Consider the following 16,019-nt stretch of genomic DNA (forward strand, 5'->3'; position numbering starts at 1 on the left):
GAGACTGAATGCGACACCGCGAAAATGCCTCGAATGGCGCACGCCTACCGAAGCCTTCAGAGAAGAAATGGTGAAACTGAGATAGCGGAGACTGTCGCAACCACCCTTGAGCTCACAAAATGAATTTCCGTACTGAAACTTTCAGACCAGATGAGGGCGTCAAAGTCGTCAAAAATGCTCCAATTGTTGTGCGACTAAATTTTGTGCAGCCGAAGAAGGCGGCCGTCTTCAGGGGGTCTGATGCCGGAGAGTGCAGAATCCTACGCTCTCATGAGCGTTTTCAGGTTTTCTGACACGAGAAGACTACCTGTAACGGCCTGCAATTATCCTGAGTTCGGCTTGCAAACATCGTGATTTTTGGCCCGGATTATTTGCGTCTATCCTGGGTGCCGAACCCGCATTATTTGCGAATGAGCCCGAATTGTTTGCAACCAGCCTGCAATCATCGGGCCGAACCCGGATTACGTGCGAACGGGCCGTTCAACAAACGCCCGTTTGCTGGACGGCAGCTGTAGCCGAATTCTCCCGATTGATTTTACGGCTCAATTTTGTCTGTTTACCGCGTCTGGAAATCAACGTATGAGTTCCTGTGAGCGGATCAGGTTGTCAGACGGTTTTTCATGCTCATTGGCTACGCACGTATTTCGACCGGGGATCAGAGCCTTGCCTTGCAGCATGACGCGCTGAGATCGGCAGGATGCGAGCGGATTTTCGAGGACAAAGCGAGCGGAGCCAAGACAGCAAGGCCTGGCCTGACCAGCGCCCTGGAACAACTGCGCGAGGGTGACACGCTGGTTGTTTGGCGGCTGGACCGGTTGGGGCGGTCCCTGAAGGATCTGATCGCCCGGGCCGAAGAGCTGAAGGAGATGGGCGTCGGGCTGAAGAGCCTTCAGGAATCCATCGACACCACGTCGAGCGGCGGCCAGCTGATCTTCCACATGTTCGGCGCTCTTGCCGAGTTTGAGCGCAACCTGATCCGGGAGCGCACCCTGGCTGGATTGACTGCAGCGCGGGCGCGGGGCCGCAAGGGCGGCCGCAAGAAAGCGCTGGACCGCAAGAAACGAGCCCATGCGGTGGACCTCTACCGCTCCCGCAAACACACGGTGCCGGAGATTTGCAGCCTGATGGGGATCTCACGGGCCACGCTCTATGCCTATGTCGCTGAGTTTGCCGATGGCAAATAGGGGCATCCGCATTCCGGCCGAGACGCTGCTGGCGCTGAGAACCCGGCTGGCCGGGTTGCCGCCCCGGTCAGCGGCGCGGCGGGAGGAGGTTGGCCGGATCGCGGGCCTTTTTGGCGTCAGCCCGTCCACGGTCTACCGCGCCCTGAAGTCCCTGCATCAGCCGAAGGGCTTGCGGCGGTCGGACCGCGGGAAACCGCGTGGCATCCAGGAACGTGATCTGGCGCGCTATTGCGAGATCATCGCCGCCTTGAAGATGCGCACGAGCAACAGGAAAGGGCGGCATCTTTCGACCACCCGGGCCATCGAGCTCCTGGAAGAGCATGGTGTCCAGACGCCGGAGGGCCATGTGCAGCCCCCGAAAGGCCTGTTGAAACGATCGACCGTGAACCGGTGGCTGAAAGATTGGAGATACGACCAGCCCCGCATGACCCGCGCGGCGCCGGCAGCCCGCTTTGAAGCCCGCCATTCCAACGCATGCTGGCAATTTGACATCAGCCCCTCGGATCTGAAGCATATTGCGCAGCCGGCTTGGCTGGACCCCAAGCGGGGACAGCCAACGATGATGCTTTACAGCGTGGTGGATGACCGCTCCGGCACATCCTATCAGGAGTACCGCTGCGTCTACGGCGAGGATGCGGAAAGCGCGCTGCGGTTCCTGTTCAATGCAATGTCGCCCAAGGAGGATACGGAGTTCCAAGGCATTCCCGGGATGATCTATCTCGACAATGGCCCCGTCGCCAAGAGCTTGGTGTTTCAGACGGTGATGGAGCGGCTTGGGGTGGAATGGAAGACGCATATGCCCGCCGGCTCCGACGGGGCGCGGGTTACCGCCCGGTCGAAGGGCAAGGTAGAAAGACCTTTCCGGACGGTGAAGGAGGCCCATGAGACGCTCTATCATTTCCACGAACCGGAAACCGAGGCGGAGGCCAATCTCTGGCTGAGGAATTTCATCAACAAATATAATGACAAACCCCATCGCCGGGAACCGCACAGCCGGATCGAGGATTGGGTGGCCAATCTGCCAGAAACCGGTATTCGCGAGATGTGTTCCTGGGAACGCTTCTGCGCCTTTGCCCGGGAGCCCGAGCGCCGGAAGGTCGCAGCGGATGCGCGCGTTTCCATCGACGGGGCCTTCTACGAGGTTGATGGCGATCTCGCAGGCGAGGAGGTACTGCTGTGGTGGGGCCTTTTCGATCATGAGCTGTTCGTGGAATGGCAGGACAAGCGCTACGGCCCCTATCGGCCCGAGGGCGGGCCAATCCCGCTGCACCGGTATCGCAAGCGCAAATCTTCGCCCCGTGAAAAGCGCGCCGAGGCGGTAGCCAAACTGGCCGAGCAGATCAGCTTGCCGCGTGCCGCTCTTGGCGGGTCAGGTTTGGACGCGGCCCCGGCCGAGATTGTGCCGCTGCCCAAGGTCCGCTTCAGCGATCCGGACCCTTGGGGGCAGATTTCCTATGAGAATGCGCTGAGCGCACGGCGGGCCATTTCCTATCTGCTGGACCGGCCGCTTGCTGAACTCTCGCAGGAGGACCGTGCCTTCATCGGCGATCTGGTTGGCCGGACGCTCAACAAGGCCGAGATCGAGGCGGCAATCAAGCAGCGCTTCCGGCGCGAACAATGACAGGAAGGGGGCGGGTCACATGCTCAGCAGACAGGTCATGAAACATTTCCGCATCGAGCGGCCGTGGAACCAGGCGGGGTATTTCGAGACCGAACGCCTGACCCAGTTCCGGGAGGACGTGATGGCCGCCATTATGGCCGGGCATCTGATCGCCATTTCCGGCCCTGTGGGGGTCGGCAAGACAGTGATGATCAACCGTCTTCAGGAACAGATCACGGCCGACAAGAAAATCATCGTGGCGCGCAGCCTCTCGGTGGACAAGCCGCGCGTGGTGCTGCCGGCCCTGATCACGGCGCTCTTTCTCGACATTAGCGGCGATCCGGACATGAAAGTTCCAACCCAGCCCGAGCGCCGGGAGCGGCTGCTTCAAGAGGCCGTGCGCAAGGCCAAAAAGCCGATTGCCCTCTTCATCGACGAAGCCCATGACCTGCACGGCAATACGCTTAACGGCTTGAAACGGCTGCGGGAAGTCATCGGCGCCGGGGGCGGCACCCTGTCCGTGGTGCTGGTTGGCCACCCGCGGCTCAGAAATGACCTGCGCCGCGCCACGATGGAGGAAGTCGGCCACCGGACGGTGAAGTTCGAATTCAGCAGCATCGGCGACGAACGCCGTGAATTCGTGTCCTGGCTTCTCGGACAATGCCTGGCCGAAAGGGTTGAGCCGCTGGACGTCTTTGAGGATGCGGCGCAGCAGTATCTTGCGGAGCGTCTTTCCACGCCCTTGCAGTTTGCCGAACACCTGAACCGGGCCTTTGCCGATGCCTACCGGATGGGCGCGGATCAGGTCACGCGCGAGATCGTAGAGGAAACCATTTCGGTCGGCTTTGACGATCTTGACGCCCGGCTGGCCCGGATCGGCTACAGCCCCAAGGCGCTGGCCGATCTGACCGACACCCGCCTTCCCGAAATCCGCCGCTTCCTCAAGGGCCAGCTGGAAACAGACAGAACCGACGAACTCTCAACCCTCATGCGAAAAGCGGGGCTGCCGATATGAAACGCAATACCGAACTTTCCGACAGCGAAGAACGCAGGCTGGGAGAATTCCTTGGCCGGGTGCGCGGCGGCGCAATCCCGAATGTCGAAGCGCTCGACGGCTTCTTCGCGGCGCTGGCTTGTTGTCCGGATCTGGTCATGCCAAGCGAATACATGCCCGTCCTACAAAACGGCGCGACGGAAGACGGCGATCTGGTCTTTGAGGACATGGCGGAGGCCGAACTGTTTGTCGAACTGGTCAACCGGCACTGGAACCATGTGAACCACCAGCTCGATTCCGAGGAGGTATACCTGCCTCTCGTGCTGGAAGATGAGAATGGCAGATACCAGGCCAACGACTGGGCGCAGGGGTTCCTGCGCGGAACCGAGCTGCGGCGCGATATCTGGTTCCAGATCATGGAGGATGAAGCTGAAGGCGGTGCCATGGTGCCGATATGGGCACTCGCCTATGAACATCATGAAGACCCGGAAATGCGCCCCTTCGATGATCCTGTCACCGAGGGTCAACGGCAGGATCTGCTGGTTGGCGCCGCCGCAGGCGTCATGCGCATGCACCGGTATTTTTTGAAACAGCGCAATCTTTACACGCCGCCATCCGGGACATTCATCCGGTCAGGCGGCAAGACCGGCCGGAACGAGCCTTGCCCCTGCGGGTCCGGCAAGAAGTTCAAACAGTGCTGCGGGCGCCGTTCCATGCTGCATTAACTCGTTCGCACGTAATCCGGGTTTGGCCCGATGATTGCAGGCCGGTTGCAAATAATCCGGGCTCATTCGCAAATAATGCGGGTTCGCCGCCCCGGATAAACGCAAGTAATCCGGGCCCAAAATCGCGATGATTGCAAGCCGAGATGATTATGTTTGCAGGTCGTTACACCTATGGAGTGCTGCGGTGCCGGAAGATGCGGAGGATCTGCCGCCCGATCTCGTCCGGGGTCATGCGGCCAGGGCGATACCAGCCGGAGACATTGTTGAGCAGCGTCAGCAGCAGCAGGCGATAGACGCCGCGGTCGAGGGCGGGATCGAGCGGCAGGGCGGCGATCAGGTCGCGGAACACGAGTTCGAAGGTATCGCGCTTTTCGACCAGCCGTTCGCGGATCTCCGCCGGAGCCGAGGCGAAGTCGTTCATCAGCGGCATGGTCAGCGAATTGGGATCGAGCTGGATTTCCATCATGGTGACGCAGGCCGCTTCCAGCCGTTCCCACGGATCGGAAAGCGGCGCGATGGCCGCGCGGATGCGATCCTCCGCCACCTGCAGGGCGATATCGTGGATGCGGACGAACAACGCCTCCTTCGACTTGATGTAGTGATAGAGCGAGCCGCCGAGCAGCCCCACCCGCTCGCCGATATCGCGCACCGAGGTCGCCGCATAGCCGCGCTCGGCAAAGAGGGCGGCGGCGGCTTCAAGGATATCGCGATGCCGGTCGCTCATCCCGCTGTCCTGCAATGTGCCTGCAAGCGTGCTTTTCGCAGCGCCCGTCATTTCACGGCTGTCCCCTACCGTCATCAAATCTCCCGGAGCCGTTCCCGGCCTTCTCTCGTCATATCGCTGCAATCCTTTCAACGCTCATAGCGCAGGCCGCCCGTTTTCCCAAATCCCCTCCGCTCTCAACAGGCTTCGCAGACGCCATAAAATTTTGCACTTGCGAACTGTAACAATCGTTTGGTACATGTATCATTATCAACTGAAGGAGGAAAGGTTGAGCGAGACAATCAGGGAGGCCATGGACTTCGACGTGGTGATCGTTGGCGCGGGACCGGCCGGTCTTACCACTGCGATCCGCCTGAAGCAGCGCGCGGCGGAGACCGGCGCGGAAATCTCCGTGGTCGTCGTGGAAAAGGGTTCGGAAGTCGGCGCGCATATCCTGTCGGGTGCGGTGATCGATCCTTCTGGTCTCGATGCGCTCCTGCCCGACTGGCGGGAAGATCCCGACCGACCGCTCACCACCGAAGTCACCGACGACCGCTTCCATGTGCTGACCGCCAACCGTTCGCTGCGGCTTCCCAATGCGCTGATGCCGCCGCTGATGAACAATCACGGCAATTTCATCGGCTCGCTCGGCAATGTCGCCCGCTATCTCGGAGCACAGGCCGAAGCGCTCGGCGTCGAAATCTATCCGGGCTTTGCGGCAACCGAAGTTCTTTATGACGACAACGGCGCGGTCGCCGGCATCGCTACCGGCGACATGGGTATTGGCCGCGACGGCGCGCCGAAGGACGATTTCACTCCCGGCATGGAGCTTCGGGCGAAATACACCGTGTTTTCAGAGGGTGCGCGGGGCAGCCTGACCAAGCAGCTTCTCGCCCGTTTCAACCTGACCGAGAGACGCTCGGTGCAGAAGTTCGGCATCGGCATCAAGGAACTCTGGCAGGTGAAGCCGGAGAAGTTCCGCAAGGGGCTGGTGCAGCATTCGTTCGGCTGGCCGCTCGACATGAAGACCGGCGGCGGCTCGTTCCTCTACCATTTCGACGATCATCTGGTGACTGTCGGCTTCGTGCTGCATCTCGATTACAAGAACCCGACGCTCTCACCCTTCGACGAATTCCAGCGCTTCAAGACGCATCCGCTGATCCGCGACACCTTCGAGGGGGCCAAGCGCATCGCCTATGGCGCCCGCGCGCTGACCGAAGGCGGTTACCAGTCGGTGCCGCAGCTTGCCTTTCCCGGCGGGGTGCTCGCCGGCTGCGCGGCAGGCTTCATGAACGTGCCGCGCATCAAGGGTTCGCACAACGCCATCCATTCCGGCATGCAGGCAGCGGATGCCGTGTTCGACGGGCTTGCGGGCGGTCGCGCCAACGATACGCTCGAAGCCTATGAGGCCGGCTGGCGCGGCTCGGCCATCGGGCGGGACCTGAAGCCGGTCCGCAACGTCAAGCCGCTGTGGTCGCGGTTCGGCACCGTGCTCGGCGTCGGCCTCGGCGCAACCGACATGTGGCTGCAGACGCTTTTCGGCGTCTCGCCCTTCGGCACGCTCAAGCACAGGAAGGCCGACTTCCAGAGCCTGAAGCCGCTCTCGGAGGTCACGCCGATCCAGTACCCGAAGCCGGATGGCATTCTGACCTTCGACAAACCGTCTTCGGTCTTTCTGTCGAACACCAATCATATCGAGGACCAGCCGGTTCACCTGAGGCTTGCCGATCCCGCAATCCCGGTTGAACGCAACCTGGCGCTCTATGGCGAACCGGCGCGGCTTTACTGTCCCGCCGGGGTCTACGAGGTCGTCTATGACGACGAACAGGCGAAGACCGGCCCCCGTTTCGTGATCAACGCGCAGAACTGCGTGCACTGCAAGACCTGCGACATCAAGGATCCCTCGCAGAACATCACCTGGGTGCCGCCCGAAGGCGGCGGCGGCCCGAACTATCCCAACATGTGACGCCCGTTCCATCCCTTTGTTTCTACGCATTTTCCGACGCCAGCCGCCTCGCAGTTTTGCCGGAAATGCTTCCAGACAGGAAGAAGAAGACCATGACCGCAATCTATATCGTCGACACCCTGCGCAGCCCCTTTGCGCCCGCCTATCGCGGCGCGCTTGCCGGCGTTCGTCCTGACGATCTCGCAGCCGGCGTCATCAAGGTGCTGGTCGATCGCTCCGGCATCGACCCTGCCGAGCTTGAAGACGTGAACCTCGGCTGCGCCTTCGCGGAAGGCGAACAGGGCCTCAACATCGCCCGCTGCGCGGCGCTGATCGCCGGCTTGCCGCAATCTGTCGGCGGCTCCACGGTCAACCGCTGGTGCGGCTCCTCCATGCAGGCGATCCAGATGGCCGCTGGCGCCATCGCCATGGGCGCGGGTGACGCCTTCGTCGCGGGCGGCGTGGAAAGCATGAGCCGCGTGCCGATGATGGGCTTCAATCCCATGCCGAACCCGGCCTGGAGCGACGCCCAGCGCATCGCCTTCCTCAACATGGGACTGACCGCCGAAAACCTTGCCGACCGCTACGGCATATCGCGCGAGGAACAGGACGCCTATTCGCTGGAAAGCCAGAAGAAGGCGCTCGCCGCCCGAGCCGATGACCGGCTGGCCGCCGAGATCGCGCCGATCGGCGATGTCACCGCCGATGGCTGCCCGCGCGAGACGGACGCCGAAAAGCTCGCGGGCCTCAAGACCGCCTTCAAGGCCGGCGGCTCGGTCACGGCCGGTAACTCCTCGCCGCTCACCGACGGCGCATCCGCGACGCTGGTCTGCTCGGAAGACTTCGTGAAGCGCCATAACCTCAAGCCCCTCGCCCGCATCTCCGGCTATGCGATATCCGGCTGCGCGCCTGAAATCATGGGCATCGGCCCGGTCGAGGCCAGCCGCAAGGCGCTGAAGCGCGCCGGCATTTCCGCAGGCGAACTCGACGTGATCGAGATGAACGAGGCCTTCGCCGTGCAGGTTCTCTCCTGCTGCCGCGACCTCGACATCGATCCCACCCGCCTCAACCGCGACGGCGGCGCAATCGCGCTCGGCCATCCGCTGGGTGCGACCGGCGCCCGCCTTGTCGGCAAGGCGTCGCTGCTCCTGAAGCGCGACGGCGGACGCCATGCCCTCGCCACCCAGTGCATCGGCGGCGGTCAGGGCATCGCCATGGTTCTGGAGGCCGCATAATCATGACCGCGATCAGAAAAGCCGCCGTCATCGGCGCTGGAGTCATGGGTTCGGGCATCGCCGCCCATCTCGCCAATGCAGGCCTCGACGTGGTGCTGCTCGACATGGAGAAGAAGTTCGCCGATGGCGGCGTTGCCCGCCAGCTCAAGGCCAACGGCTTCATGGACCCGGCATTCGCGAGCCGCATCGCCGCGGGCTCGACGAAGGACGACCTGGCGCTGATCGCCGACGCCGACTGGATCGTCGAGGCTGTCGCGGAAAAGCTGGAGATCAAGCAGACGCTCTACCGCGCCATCGACGGCGTCAGGAAGAAGGGCTCCATCGTCTCTTCCAACACTTCGACCATTCCGCTGCATTCGCTGGTCGAGGGACTGCCGGCAGGTTTCGCCGCCGACTTCCTGATCACGCATTTCTTCAATCCGCCGCGCATCATGCGGCTCCTGGAACTCGTTTCCGGCAAGGCAACCAAGCCGGAAGTGACCGCGACGATCCGTGACTTCGCGGATCGCGGCCTCGGCAAGAGCGTGGTCATCTGCAAGGACACGCCCGGCTTCATCGGTAACCGCATCGGCAATTACTGGATGGTGGTGGCGCAGAACGAGGCCATCGAACTCGGCCTCGATGTCGAGGAGGCCGACGCCATCATCGGCAAGCCCTTCGGTATTCCCTCCACCGGCATCTTCGGCCTGCTGGATCTCGTCGGCATCGACCTGATGCCAACGACCCTGCGCAGCCTGCAGAACGCCACGCCGGAAGGCGATGCGGTGAAGGATTATGACGCCGAACCGGCGCTGATCGCCCGCATGATCGCGGAAAACCGTCTCGGCCGCAAAAGCGGCGCAGGCTTCGTGCGGCTTTCGCCCGACCGCAAGTCGCGCGACGTAACCGACCTGAAAACCGGCGACTACCGGCCGCAGAAGGCGGTTTCCTCCGAAAGCCTCGATGCCTCGGGCGGCGATCCGCGCGCGCTGATGGAGCATGCCGGCCTCGGCGGCCGCTATGCCTCGGTCGTCATGGAAAAGGCGCTCGCCTATGCCGCATCGCTGGTGCCGGACATCGCCGACACGCCGGATGCCGTGGATGAAGCCATGCGCACCGGCTACGGCTGGAAGCAGGGTCCGTTCGAGCTGATCGACCGGCTCGGCGCCGGCTGGCTGAAGGCGCGGCTCGAAGCGCGTGGCGTTGCCGTGCCCGCCTATCTCTCGCTCGCAGCAGAAAAGGGCGGTTTCTATTCGGTCGTCGACGGCAAGCGCGCCAACCTGCTGCCTGACGGCACGATCGAACCGATTGTCAAGGGTGACGGCGTGCTGCTCATTTCCGACCTCAAGCTCGCCGGCAAGCCGGTCGAGGACTGGGGCGCGGCAAGCCTCTGGGATCTCGGCGACGGCGTCGCCTGCCTCGAATTCCGCACCAAGATGAACACCTACAATCCCGCTTTGCTTGACGCCATCAACAAGGCTGTCGAACGCACGGCGAAGGATTTCAAGGCGCTGGTGATCGGCAGCGATGCGGCCGTGTTCAGCGCGGGCGCCGACCTGCGCGTCTTCCTCGATACCGTGGAAAAGGGCGGCCGCGAGGCGTTGGGCGCTTTCATCGACCATGGCCACCGCACCTTCAAGGCGGTGAAATACACCCCCTTCCCGGTGGTTGGTGCTGCAGCCGGTCTGGCGCTCGGCGGCGGCTGCGAGATCCTTCTGCATTGCGACGCGATCCAGGCCCATGCGGAGCTTTCCATCGGCCTCGTCGAAACCCGCATCGGCGTCGTGCCGGGCTGGGGCGGCTGCAAGGAAATGATGCTGCGCTTCTCGGCCTCCACCGCCGCTCTGCGCGGGCCGGTCGCGCCTGCGATTGCCGCCTTCAACCTGATCGCGCCTGCCAGGGTTTCGGCAAGCGCCTTCGATGCCCGCAACCTCGGCTATCTCAGGGCCACCGACGGCATCACCATGAACCGCAGCCGGCTGATCGCCGACGCCAAGGCAAGGGCGCTTTCGCTCGCGGAAGGCTATGTCGCACCGGAACCGCCTTTGGTCGCCATGTCCGGTCCCTCGGGCGCTTCCGCGATCCACAACATCATCGAAGGCGAAGCGCTCGCCGGTCGGGCCACCGTGCACGACGGGGTGGTCGGGCGCGCGCTTGCCAATGTCCTGACCGGCGGCCCTTCCGCCGATCCGCTGAAACCACTCACGGAAGACGATGTGATCGCGCTGGAGCGTGAAGCCTTCGTCGACCTGCTCGCAACACCCGCAACCGTGGACCGCGTCAAGCACATGCTGCCGACCGGCAAGCCGCTGCGCAACTGAACAAGAAGAGGCAAGGAAACTCCCATGGCTGGCTATATCCCTCCCGTCGACGATATCTCCTTCCTGCTCGGCGAGGTCTTCGACTTCGACGCGCAGATGGCCGCCCTTCCCGGCTTTGAAGAGGTCAACACGGAACTCGCAACGAGCGTCATGGAGGAAGGCGGCAAGTTCTGCGCCGAAATCCTCGAACCGCTCAACCGTCCCGGCGACGAGGAAGGTTGCAAGCTGGAAAACGGTCTGGTGACGACGCCGAAGGGCATCGCCGACGCCTACAAGGCCTTCGTCGAAGCCGGCTGGGGCGGACTTTCCGGCGACCCGGAGTTCGGCGGACAGGGCCTGCCGCGCGTGCTGCAGATCCTGCTGGACGAGATGCTGTCTTCCGCCAACCTCTCCTTCGGCCTATTTCCGGGCCTGACGCGCGGCGCGGTCGAAGCAATCGCCCATCATGCGAGCGACGAGCTGAAGCAGACATATCTGCCGAAGATGATCTCGGGCGAATGGACGGGCGCGATGGCGCTCACCGAATCCTCCGCCGGCACCGATCTCGGCCTGCTCACCACCCGCGCCGAGCCGGTGGGCGACGGTTCCTACGCCATCAAGGGCACCAAGATCTTCATTTCCTCCGGCGATCAGGATTTCGGCGGCAACATCGTGCATCTGGTGCTGGCCCGCCTGCCCGATGCGCCGAAGGGCGTGAAGGGCATCAGCCTGTTCCTGTCGCCCAAGTTCCTCGTCAGGGAAGACGGCTCGCTCGGTGAGCGCAACCGCATGTCGGTCGGCTCGCTGGAGCACAAGATGGGCATTCACGCCCAGCCGACCTGCGTGATGAACTATGACGGCGCCATCGGCTGGCTGGTCGGAGAGCCCGGCCGCGGCCTCAACGCCATGTTCACGATGATGAATGCCGAGCGCCTGTTCGTCGGCATTCAGGGGCTGGGCATTGGCGAGGCCGCCAACCAGAAGGCCGTCGCCTACGCCCGTGAGCGCCTGCAGGGCCGCTCCGCCGACGGTGCGCGCGGCCCCGTGCCGATCATCGAACATGCCGATGTGCGCAAGATGCTGCTGACCGGCCGGTCGCTGACCGAAGCCGGCCGCGCGCTCGCCATCTGGACCGCCTTGCAGATGGACATCGCCGCTCGTCACCCGGATGCGGAAGCGCGCCGCAAGGCCGACGGCCTCGTCGCGCTGCTGACGCCGGTGGTGAAGGCCGCCTTCACCGATTTCGGCTTCGAGATCGCCGTCCAGTCGCAGCAGGTGTTCGGCGGTCACGGCTATATCCGCGAATGGGGCATGGAACAGTATGTGCGCGATGCCCGCATCGCCCAGATCTACGAGGGCACCAACGGCGTGCAGGCCATGGATCTCGTCGGCCGGAAGCTGCCGATGGAAAACGGCGCCGTGGCACGCGGCTTCTTCGCGCTGGTGCGCAATGACCTTTCGGCCACGAAGGGTCCGGCCGAACTGGAAACGGTGAAAACCTCCGTTCTCGAGGCCCTTGCCCGGCTGGAGAAACTGACGGAAGACTTGCTGGCCAAGGGCGCCGATCCGGTGGAGGCCGGAGCGAGCGCCACCGACTACCTGCGCTTCTTCGCGCTGGTGAGCTTCGGCTGGCTCTGGGTGCGCATGGCCGAAGAAGCCTCAGCCGATGCGACGACGCCGCTGAAGCAGCGCAAGCTTGCGCTTGCCCGCTTCTTTGCGGCCCGCCTGCTGCCGCAGACCGTCAGCCTCGACGCGGCCATCCGCGCCGGCGCTGCCGACATCATGGCGCTCGACGCCGACTTATTCTGATTGAAGTTTATCCCGGGAGGAGAAGACCATGCTTGGCATGATGATGAATGCACCGCTGCTCGTGTCATCGATCCTGCGTCACGCAGCGACCTATCACGGCAGCACGGAAGTGGTTTCGAAGACCGTAGAAGGCCCCATCCATCGCTACACCTATGCGGATCTTTCCAAGCGCAGCCAGAAGCTCGCCAACGCGCTCAAGAAGCTCGGCCTTGAGCATGGCGACCGGGTGGGCACGCTTGCCTGGAACGGCTATCGCCACATGGAACTCTATTACGGCGTATCAGGCTCGGGCTTCGTGTGCCACACGATCAACCCGCGCCTCTTCCGCGAGCAGATCGGCTACATCATCGAACATGCCGGCGACAGCGTGCTCTTCTCCGACCTCACCTTCCTGCCGATCCTCGAAGCGCTGGCCGACCGGCTGGCGCCGCTGAAGGCCGTGGTCATCCTGACCGACGAGGCGCATATGCCGAAGTCGGACGTGCTGCCGAACCTCGTCTGCTACGAGACGCTGATTGCCAACGAACCCGACGAATTCGAATGGCCGGTGTTCGACGAGAATACCGCATCCGCCCTGTGCTACACCTCGGGCACCACGGGCGATCCGAAGGGCGTGCTCTACAGCCACCGCTCCAGCGTGCTGCATGCCATGGCGATCAGCTTGATGGACGTGCTCAGCCTTTCGGCCAATGACGCCGTGGTGCCGGTGGTGCCGATGTTCCACGTCAACGCCTGGGGCCTGCCGTTCGCGGCCCCGATGGTCGGGGCGAAGCTCGTGATGCCCGGCCCGAACCTCGATGGCGCCAGCCTGCATTCACTGTTCGAAAGCGAAGGCGTGACGGCAACCGCCGGCGTGCCGACGGTCTGGCTCGGCCTGCTCGACTGGATGGATGCCCATGGCCAGAAGTTCACGAGCCTGAAGCGGGTCGCCATCGGCGGATCGGCCACGCCGCCGATCATGATCAGCCGTTTCCACAACATGGGCGTTACGGTTCGCCATGCCTGGGGCATGACGGAAACGAGCCCGATCGGACTTGCGGCGACGCTTCTTCCCAAGCACGAGAAGCTCTCGGCGGAACAGCGCCTCACGCTCGAATCCAAGCAGGGCCGCCCGCTGTTCGGCATGGAATTCCGCATCGACGGCAGCGACGGCAAGCCGGTGGCGCGCGACGGCAAGGCCTTCGGCGCCATGCTGGTGCGCGGCCCCTGGGTCGCGGCCGGTTACTACAACACGGAAAAGAGCCCGGCGCATGCCGTCGAAGGCTGGTTCGACACGGGCGATGTCGTCACCATGGACGAGGACGGCTTCGTGCAGATCGTCGACCGCACCAAGGACGTGGTGAAATCCGGCGGCGAATGGATCAGCTCGATCGAGCTTGAGAACATCGCGCAGGCCCATCCGGCGATCAAGGAAGCGGCCGTGGTTGCCGCTCCCGATGCCCGCTGGGGCGAGCGGCCCGTTCTGGTGGTGGTGGTCAAGCCCGGCCAGACGTTTACCCGCCACGACATGCTCGATGTCTATACCGGCAAGATCTCCAAGTGGAGCATTCCCGACGAAGTCATCATCGTCGAGGAACTGCCGCACACGGCAACCGGCAAGCTGCTCAAGACCGCGATCCGCCAGATCGTTCTCGACGAATACTAAAAGCGCTCGCCGGACGCGACGCTGGCCGGCTGAGGGAGACGCGAGATGACCGAAGATGCGCAGGCGGTGAAGCTCTATCTCGATGACCTGACCATCGGGCAGCGCTTCACCAGCCCTTCCCATGTGATGGAAATCGACGAAATCCGGGAATTTGCCGGGCGCTACGATCCGCAGTTCTTCCATCTCGACGAGGAACTGGCGCGCGACAGCCTGTTCGGCAAGCTCGCCGCCAGCGGCTGGCACACGGCCGCGACCACCATGCGGCTGCTGGTGCAGAGCCTGCCGCTGGCCGGCGGGCTGATCGGCGCGGGCGGGGAAATCTCCTGGCCCCGCGCCACATGGCCCGGCGACCGCATCCATGTCGAAAGCGAAATCGTCACCATCGCGCCGTCACGCTCGAAACCCGAACGCGGCCTCGTCACCTTCCGCAGCGAGACGATCAACCAGGATGGCGAGATCGTTCAGGTGTTCACGCCGAAGATCGTCTCGTGGCGGCGTGAACCTCCTTCAGGAAAGTGAATGTGTGGATAGTCTCGATATGACTGCCGCTGTAGATGATCGATATACGTCCCTTATCTTTCTGAAACAGGCTGTGGGGCTTGGCCTGACAACGCCGCTCTTACGTCGGATCCGAAACTGCGAGTGCCCGAATTGTTGGTTTCCGCGCAGAACTGAGCCGGTTTTTCCACCGAGAAGTGAGCCACCTCTGAGTATGGTTTTCTGATCAGGCTTTGGTCAAGGGATTGGTCTTTTCTCCTCTCTTCTGCGCTGCTGCGGCCGAGCTGGCCTTGAAGCGGAAGCTGTCGTTACCGGTTTCCAGGATGTGGCAACGGTGGGTCAGGCGTTCGAGCAGAGCTGTGGTCATCTTGGCATCGCCGAAGACGGTGGCCCATTCGCTGAAGCTGAGGTTGGTGGTTATGACGACGCTGGTGCGCTCGTAAAGCTTGCTCAGCAGGTGGAAGAGCAGCGCTCCGCCGGAAGCACTGAACGGAAGGTATCCGAGTTCATCGAGGATCAGCAGATCGAGACGGACCAGCGTCTCGGCGATCTGACCTGCCTTGCCCTTTGCCTTCTCCTGCTCGAGCGCGTTGACCAGTTCGATGGTCGAGAAGAAGCGGACCTTTCGGCGGTGATGCTCGATAGCCTGGACGCCGAGAGCAGTCGCGACGTGTGTTTTACCTGTGCCCGGTCCGCCGACGAGAACAATGTTCTGCGCTCCGTCCATGAACTCGCATCGATGCTGTTGGCGCACCGTCGCCTCGTTGATTTCGCTGGCGGCGAAGTCGTAGCCGGAGATATCCTTGTAGACTGGGAAGCGGGCAGCCTTCATGTGATAGGCAATCGAGCGAACCTCGCGCTCGGCCATCTCGGCTTTCAGCAACTGGGACAGGATCGGCACGGCCGCATCGAAGGCTGGTGCTCCTTGCTCGATCAGGTCGGTGACGGCTTGGGCCATGCCATACATCTTCAGGCTACGGAGCATGATCACGACGGCGGCGTGTCCGTCGTCAGAACATTCGGCACAACTTGCGGCGTAAATTAGCGGAGTACGGGCTTCGTCCGGGGTTATTATTTAGGAGCAGCGGTGCTGGCTGCACAAGACCATGAACGTTCTAAACGCGCTGCCGAAATCGGTGCAGGCCAGGGCCAAAGGCCGAAGCCAACGTCGCCTTCAACGTCTTCGTCGAAACCTATGGCGTGAAATGGGACAAGGCGGTGGCCAAGCTGGTCAAGGACCGGGACGCGCTGCTGACCCTCTACGATTATCCGGCCGAGCACTGGTGTCGCGTAGCCCTTAATTGTGAGATGGGAAATCCAACGAAATCAACGGCTGATCTTTGCCCTTAAATATGAGATTTTGCCTTTAATTCTGATATTTTTGCCCTTAAGCCTGAGACAG

At 62.8% G+C, this 16,019-nt stretch carries 12 protein-coding genes and 2 pseudogenes; 12 read left to right on the top strand and 2 right to left on the bottom strand.

Features of this window, described 5'->3' with window-relative positions:
* The 5 genes and pseudogenes from I6N89_RS25870 to I6N89_RS24215 all read left to right on the top strand — a co-directional run.
* A pseudogene (locus I6N89_RS25870) lies at positions 1–85 on the top strand (integrase); the annotation flags it as partial.
* A gap of 535 nt (positions 86–620) precedes the next feature.
* A complete protein-coding gene (locus I6N89_RS24200; RefSeq protein WP_054540556.1) occupies positions 621–1,184 on the top strand; it encodes a recombinase family protein in 564 nt (187 codons plus the stop codon).
* Between the two features lie 10 nt (positions 1,185–1,194).
* The gene (locus tag I6N89_RS24205; protein WP_207020841.1) at positions 1,195–2,805 is read left to right on the top strand and encodes a DDE-type integrase/transposase/recombinase; all 1,611 of its coding nucleotides are present in this window, start codon (positions 1,195–1,197) and stop codon (positions 2,803–2,805) included.
* A gap of 37 nt (positions 2,806–2,842) precedes the next feature.
* On the top strand, positions 2,843–3,799 hold the full coding sequence (locus I6N89_RS24210) for an ExeA family protein (RefSeq protein WP_207020838.1): 957 nt from the start codon (positions 2,843–2,845) through the stop codon (positions 3,797–3,799).
* On the top strand, positions 3,796–4,503 hold the full coding sequence (locus I6N89_RS24215; RefSeq protein ID WP_054540558.1) for a UPF0149 family protein: 708 nt from the start codon (positions 3,796–3,798) through the stop codon (positions 4,501–4,503). The genes I6N89_RS24210 and I6N89_RS24215 overlap by 4 nt, the downstream gene beginning before the upstream one ends.
* A gap of 169 nt (positions 4,504–4,672) precedes the next feature.
* Here I6N89_RS24215 and I6N89_RS24220 read toward each other — a convergent pair whose 3' ends face one another.
* Positions 4,673–5,227, bottom strand: coding sequence for a TetR/AcrR family transcriptional regulator (locus I6N89_RS24220; RefSeq protein ID WP_207020839.1), 555 nt, complete (start codon positions 5,225–5,227; stop codon positions 4,673–4,675).
* A 268-nt stretch (positions 5,228–5,495) separates the two neighbouring features.
* Here I6N89_RS24220 and I6N89_RS24225 point away from each other — a divergent pair, with 268 nt between their 5' ends.
* Genes I6N89_RS24225 through I6N89_RS24250 form a run of 6 tightly spaced genes read left to right on the top strand, consistent with a single transcriptional unit; the run spans position 5,496 to position 14,638 of the window.
* Positions 5,496–7,172, top strand: coding sequence for an electron transfer flavoprotein-ubiquinone oxidoreductase (locus I6N89_RS24225; protein ID WP_054540616.1), 1,677 nt, complete (start codon positions 5,496–5,498; stop codon positions 7,170–7,172).
* Complete coding sequence (locus I6N89_RS24230) at positions 7,169–8,386, top strand: thiolase family protein (protein WP_419247638.1); 1,218 nt, start codon at positions 7,169–7,171, stop codon at positions 8,384–8,386. The genes I6N89_RS24225 and I6N89_RS24230 overlap by 4 nt, the downstream gene beginning before the upstream one ends.
* A 2-nt stretch (positions 8,387–8,388) precedes the next feature.
* A complete protein-coding gene (locus I6N89_RS24235; protein WP_054540561.1) occupies positions 8,389–10,686 on the top strand; it encodes a 3-hydroxyacyl-CoA dehydrogenase/enoyl-CoA hydratase family protein in 2,298 nt (765 codons plus the stop codon).
* A gap of 24 nt (positions 10,687–10,710) precedes the next feature.
* Positions 10,711–12,474 carry an acyl-CoA dehydrogenase C-terminal domain-containing protein gene (locus I6N89_RS24240; RefSeq protein WP_054540562.1) on the top strand — a complete coding sequence of 588 codons (1,764 nt, stop codon included), beginning with the start codon at positions 10,711–10,713 and terminating at the stop codon, positions 12,472–12,474.
* A gap of 28 nt (positions 12,475–12,502) precedes the next feature.
* Entirely contained in the window at positions 12,503–14,119 is a 1,617-nt protein-coding gene (locus I6N89_RS24245; protein WP_054540563.1) for a long-chain-fatty-acid--CoA ligase, read from the top strand.
* A gap of 45 nt (positions 14,120–14,164) precedes the next feature.
* Positions 14,165–14,638, top strand: a complete 474-nt coding sequence (locus tag I6N89_RS24250) for a MaoC family dehydratase (protein ID WP_173585989.1) — start codon at positions 14,165–14,167, stop codon at positions 14,636–14,638.
* Positions 14,639–14,843: 205 nt separating this feature from the next.
* Here the strand turns inward: I6N89_RS24250 and istB are convergent, their stop codons facing one another.
* A complete protein-coding gene (istB, locus tag I6N89_RS24255) occupies positions 14,844–15,602 on the bottom strand; it encodes an IS21-like element helper ATPase IstB (RefSeq protein WP_207020844.1) in 759 nt (252 codons plus the stop codon).
* A gap of 94 nt (positions 15,603–15,696) precedes the next feature.
* Between istB and I6N89_RS24260 the strand changes: the two are divergent.
* A pseudogene (locus I6N89_RS24260) lies at positions 15,697–15,949 on the top strand (IS256 family transposase); the annotation flags it as partial.
* Positions 15,950–16,019: the final 70 nt, after the last annotated feature.

The sequence above is a fragment of the Salipiger abyssi genome, from assembly GCF_017311415.1.
Classification (GTDB): Bacteria; Pseudomonadota; Alphaproteobacteria; order Rhodobacterales; family Rhodobacteraceae; genus Salipiger; species Salipiger abyssi_A.

What these genes read in the sequence shown, in the direction of transcription:
- I6N89_RS24235 (WP_054540561.1), top strand. Translation starts at nt 8,389, where the DNA reads ATGACCGCGATCAGAAAAGCCGCCGTCATCGGCGCTGGAGTCATGGGT.
- I6N89_RS24245 (WP_054540563.1), top strand. Translation starts at nt 12,503, where the DNA reads ATGCTTGGCATGATGATGAATGCACCGCTGCTCGTGTCATCGATCCTG.
- I6N89_RS24220 (WP_207020839.1), bottom strand. Translation starts at nt 5,227, where the DNA reads ATGAGCGACCGGCATCGCGATATCCTTGAAGCCGCCGCCGCCCTCTTT.
- I6N89_RS24240 (WP_054540562.1), top strand. Translation starts at nt 10,711, where the DNA reads ATGGCTGGCTATATCCCTCCCGTCGACGATATCTCCTTCCTGCTCGGC.
- I6N89_RS24215 (WP_054540558.1), top strand. Translation starts at nt 3,796, where the DNA reads ATGAAACGCAATACCGAACTTTCCGACAGCGAAGAACGCAGGCTGGGA.
- I6N89_RS24210 (WP_207020838.1), top strand. Translation starts at nt 2,843, where the DNA reads ATGAAACATTTCCGCATCGAGCGGCCGTGGAACCAGGCGGGGTATTTC.
- I6N89_RS24250 (WP_173585989.1), top strand. Translation starts at nt 14,165, where the DNA reads ATGACCGAAGATGCGCAGGCGGTGAAGCTCTATCTCGATGACCTGACC.
- I6N89_RS24200 (WP_054540556.1), top strand. Translation starts at nt 621, where the DNA reads ATGCTCATTGGCTACGCACGTATTTCGACCGGGGATCAGAGCCTTGCC.
- istB (WP_207020844.1), bottom strand. Translation starts at nt 15,602, where the DNA reads ATGCTCCGTAGCCTGAAGATGTATGGCATGGCCCAAGCCGTCACCGAC.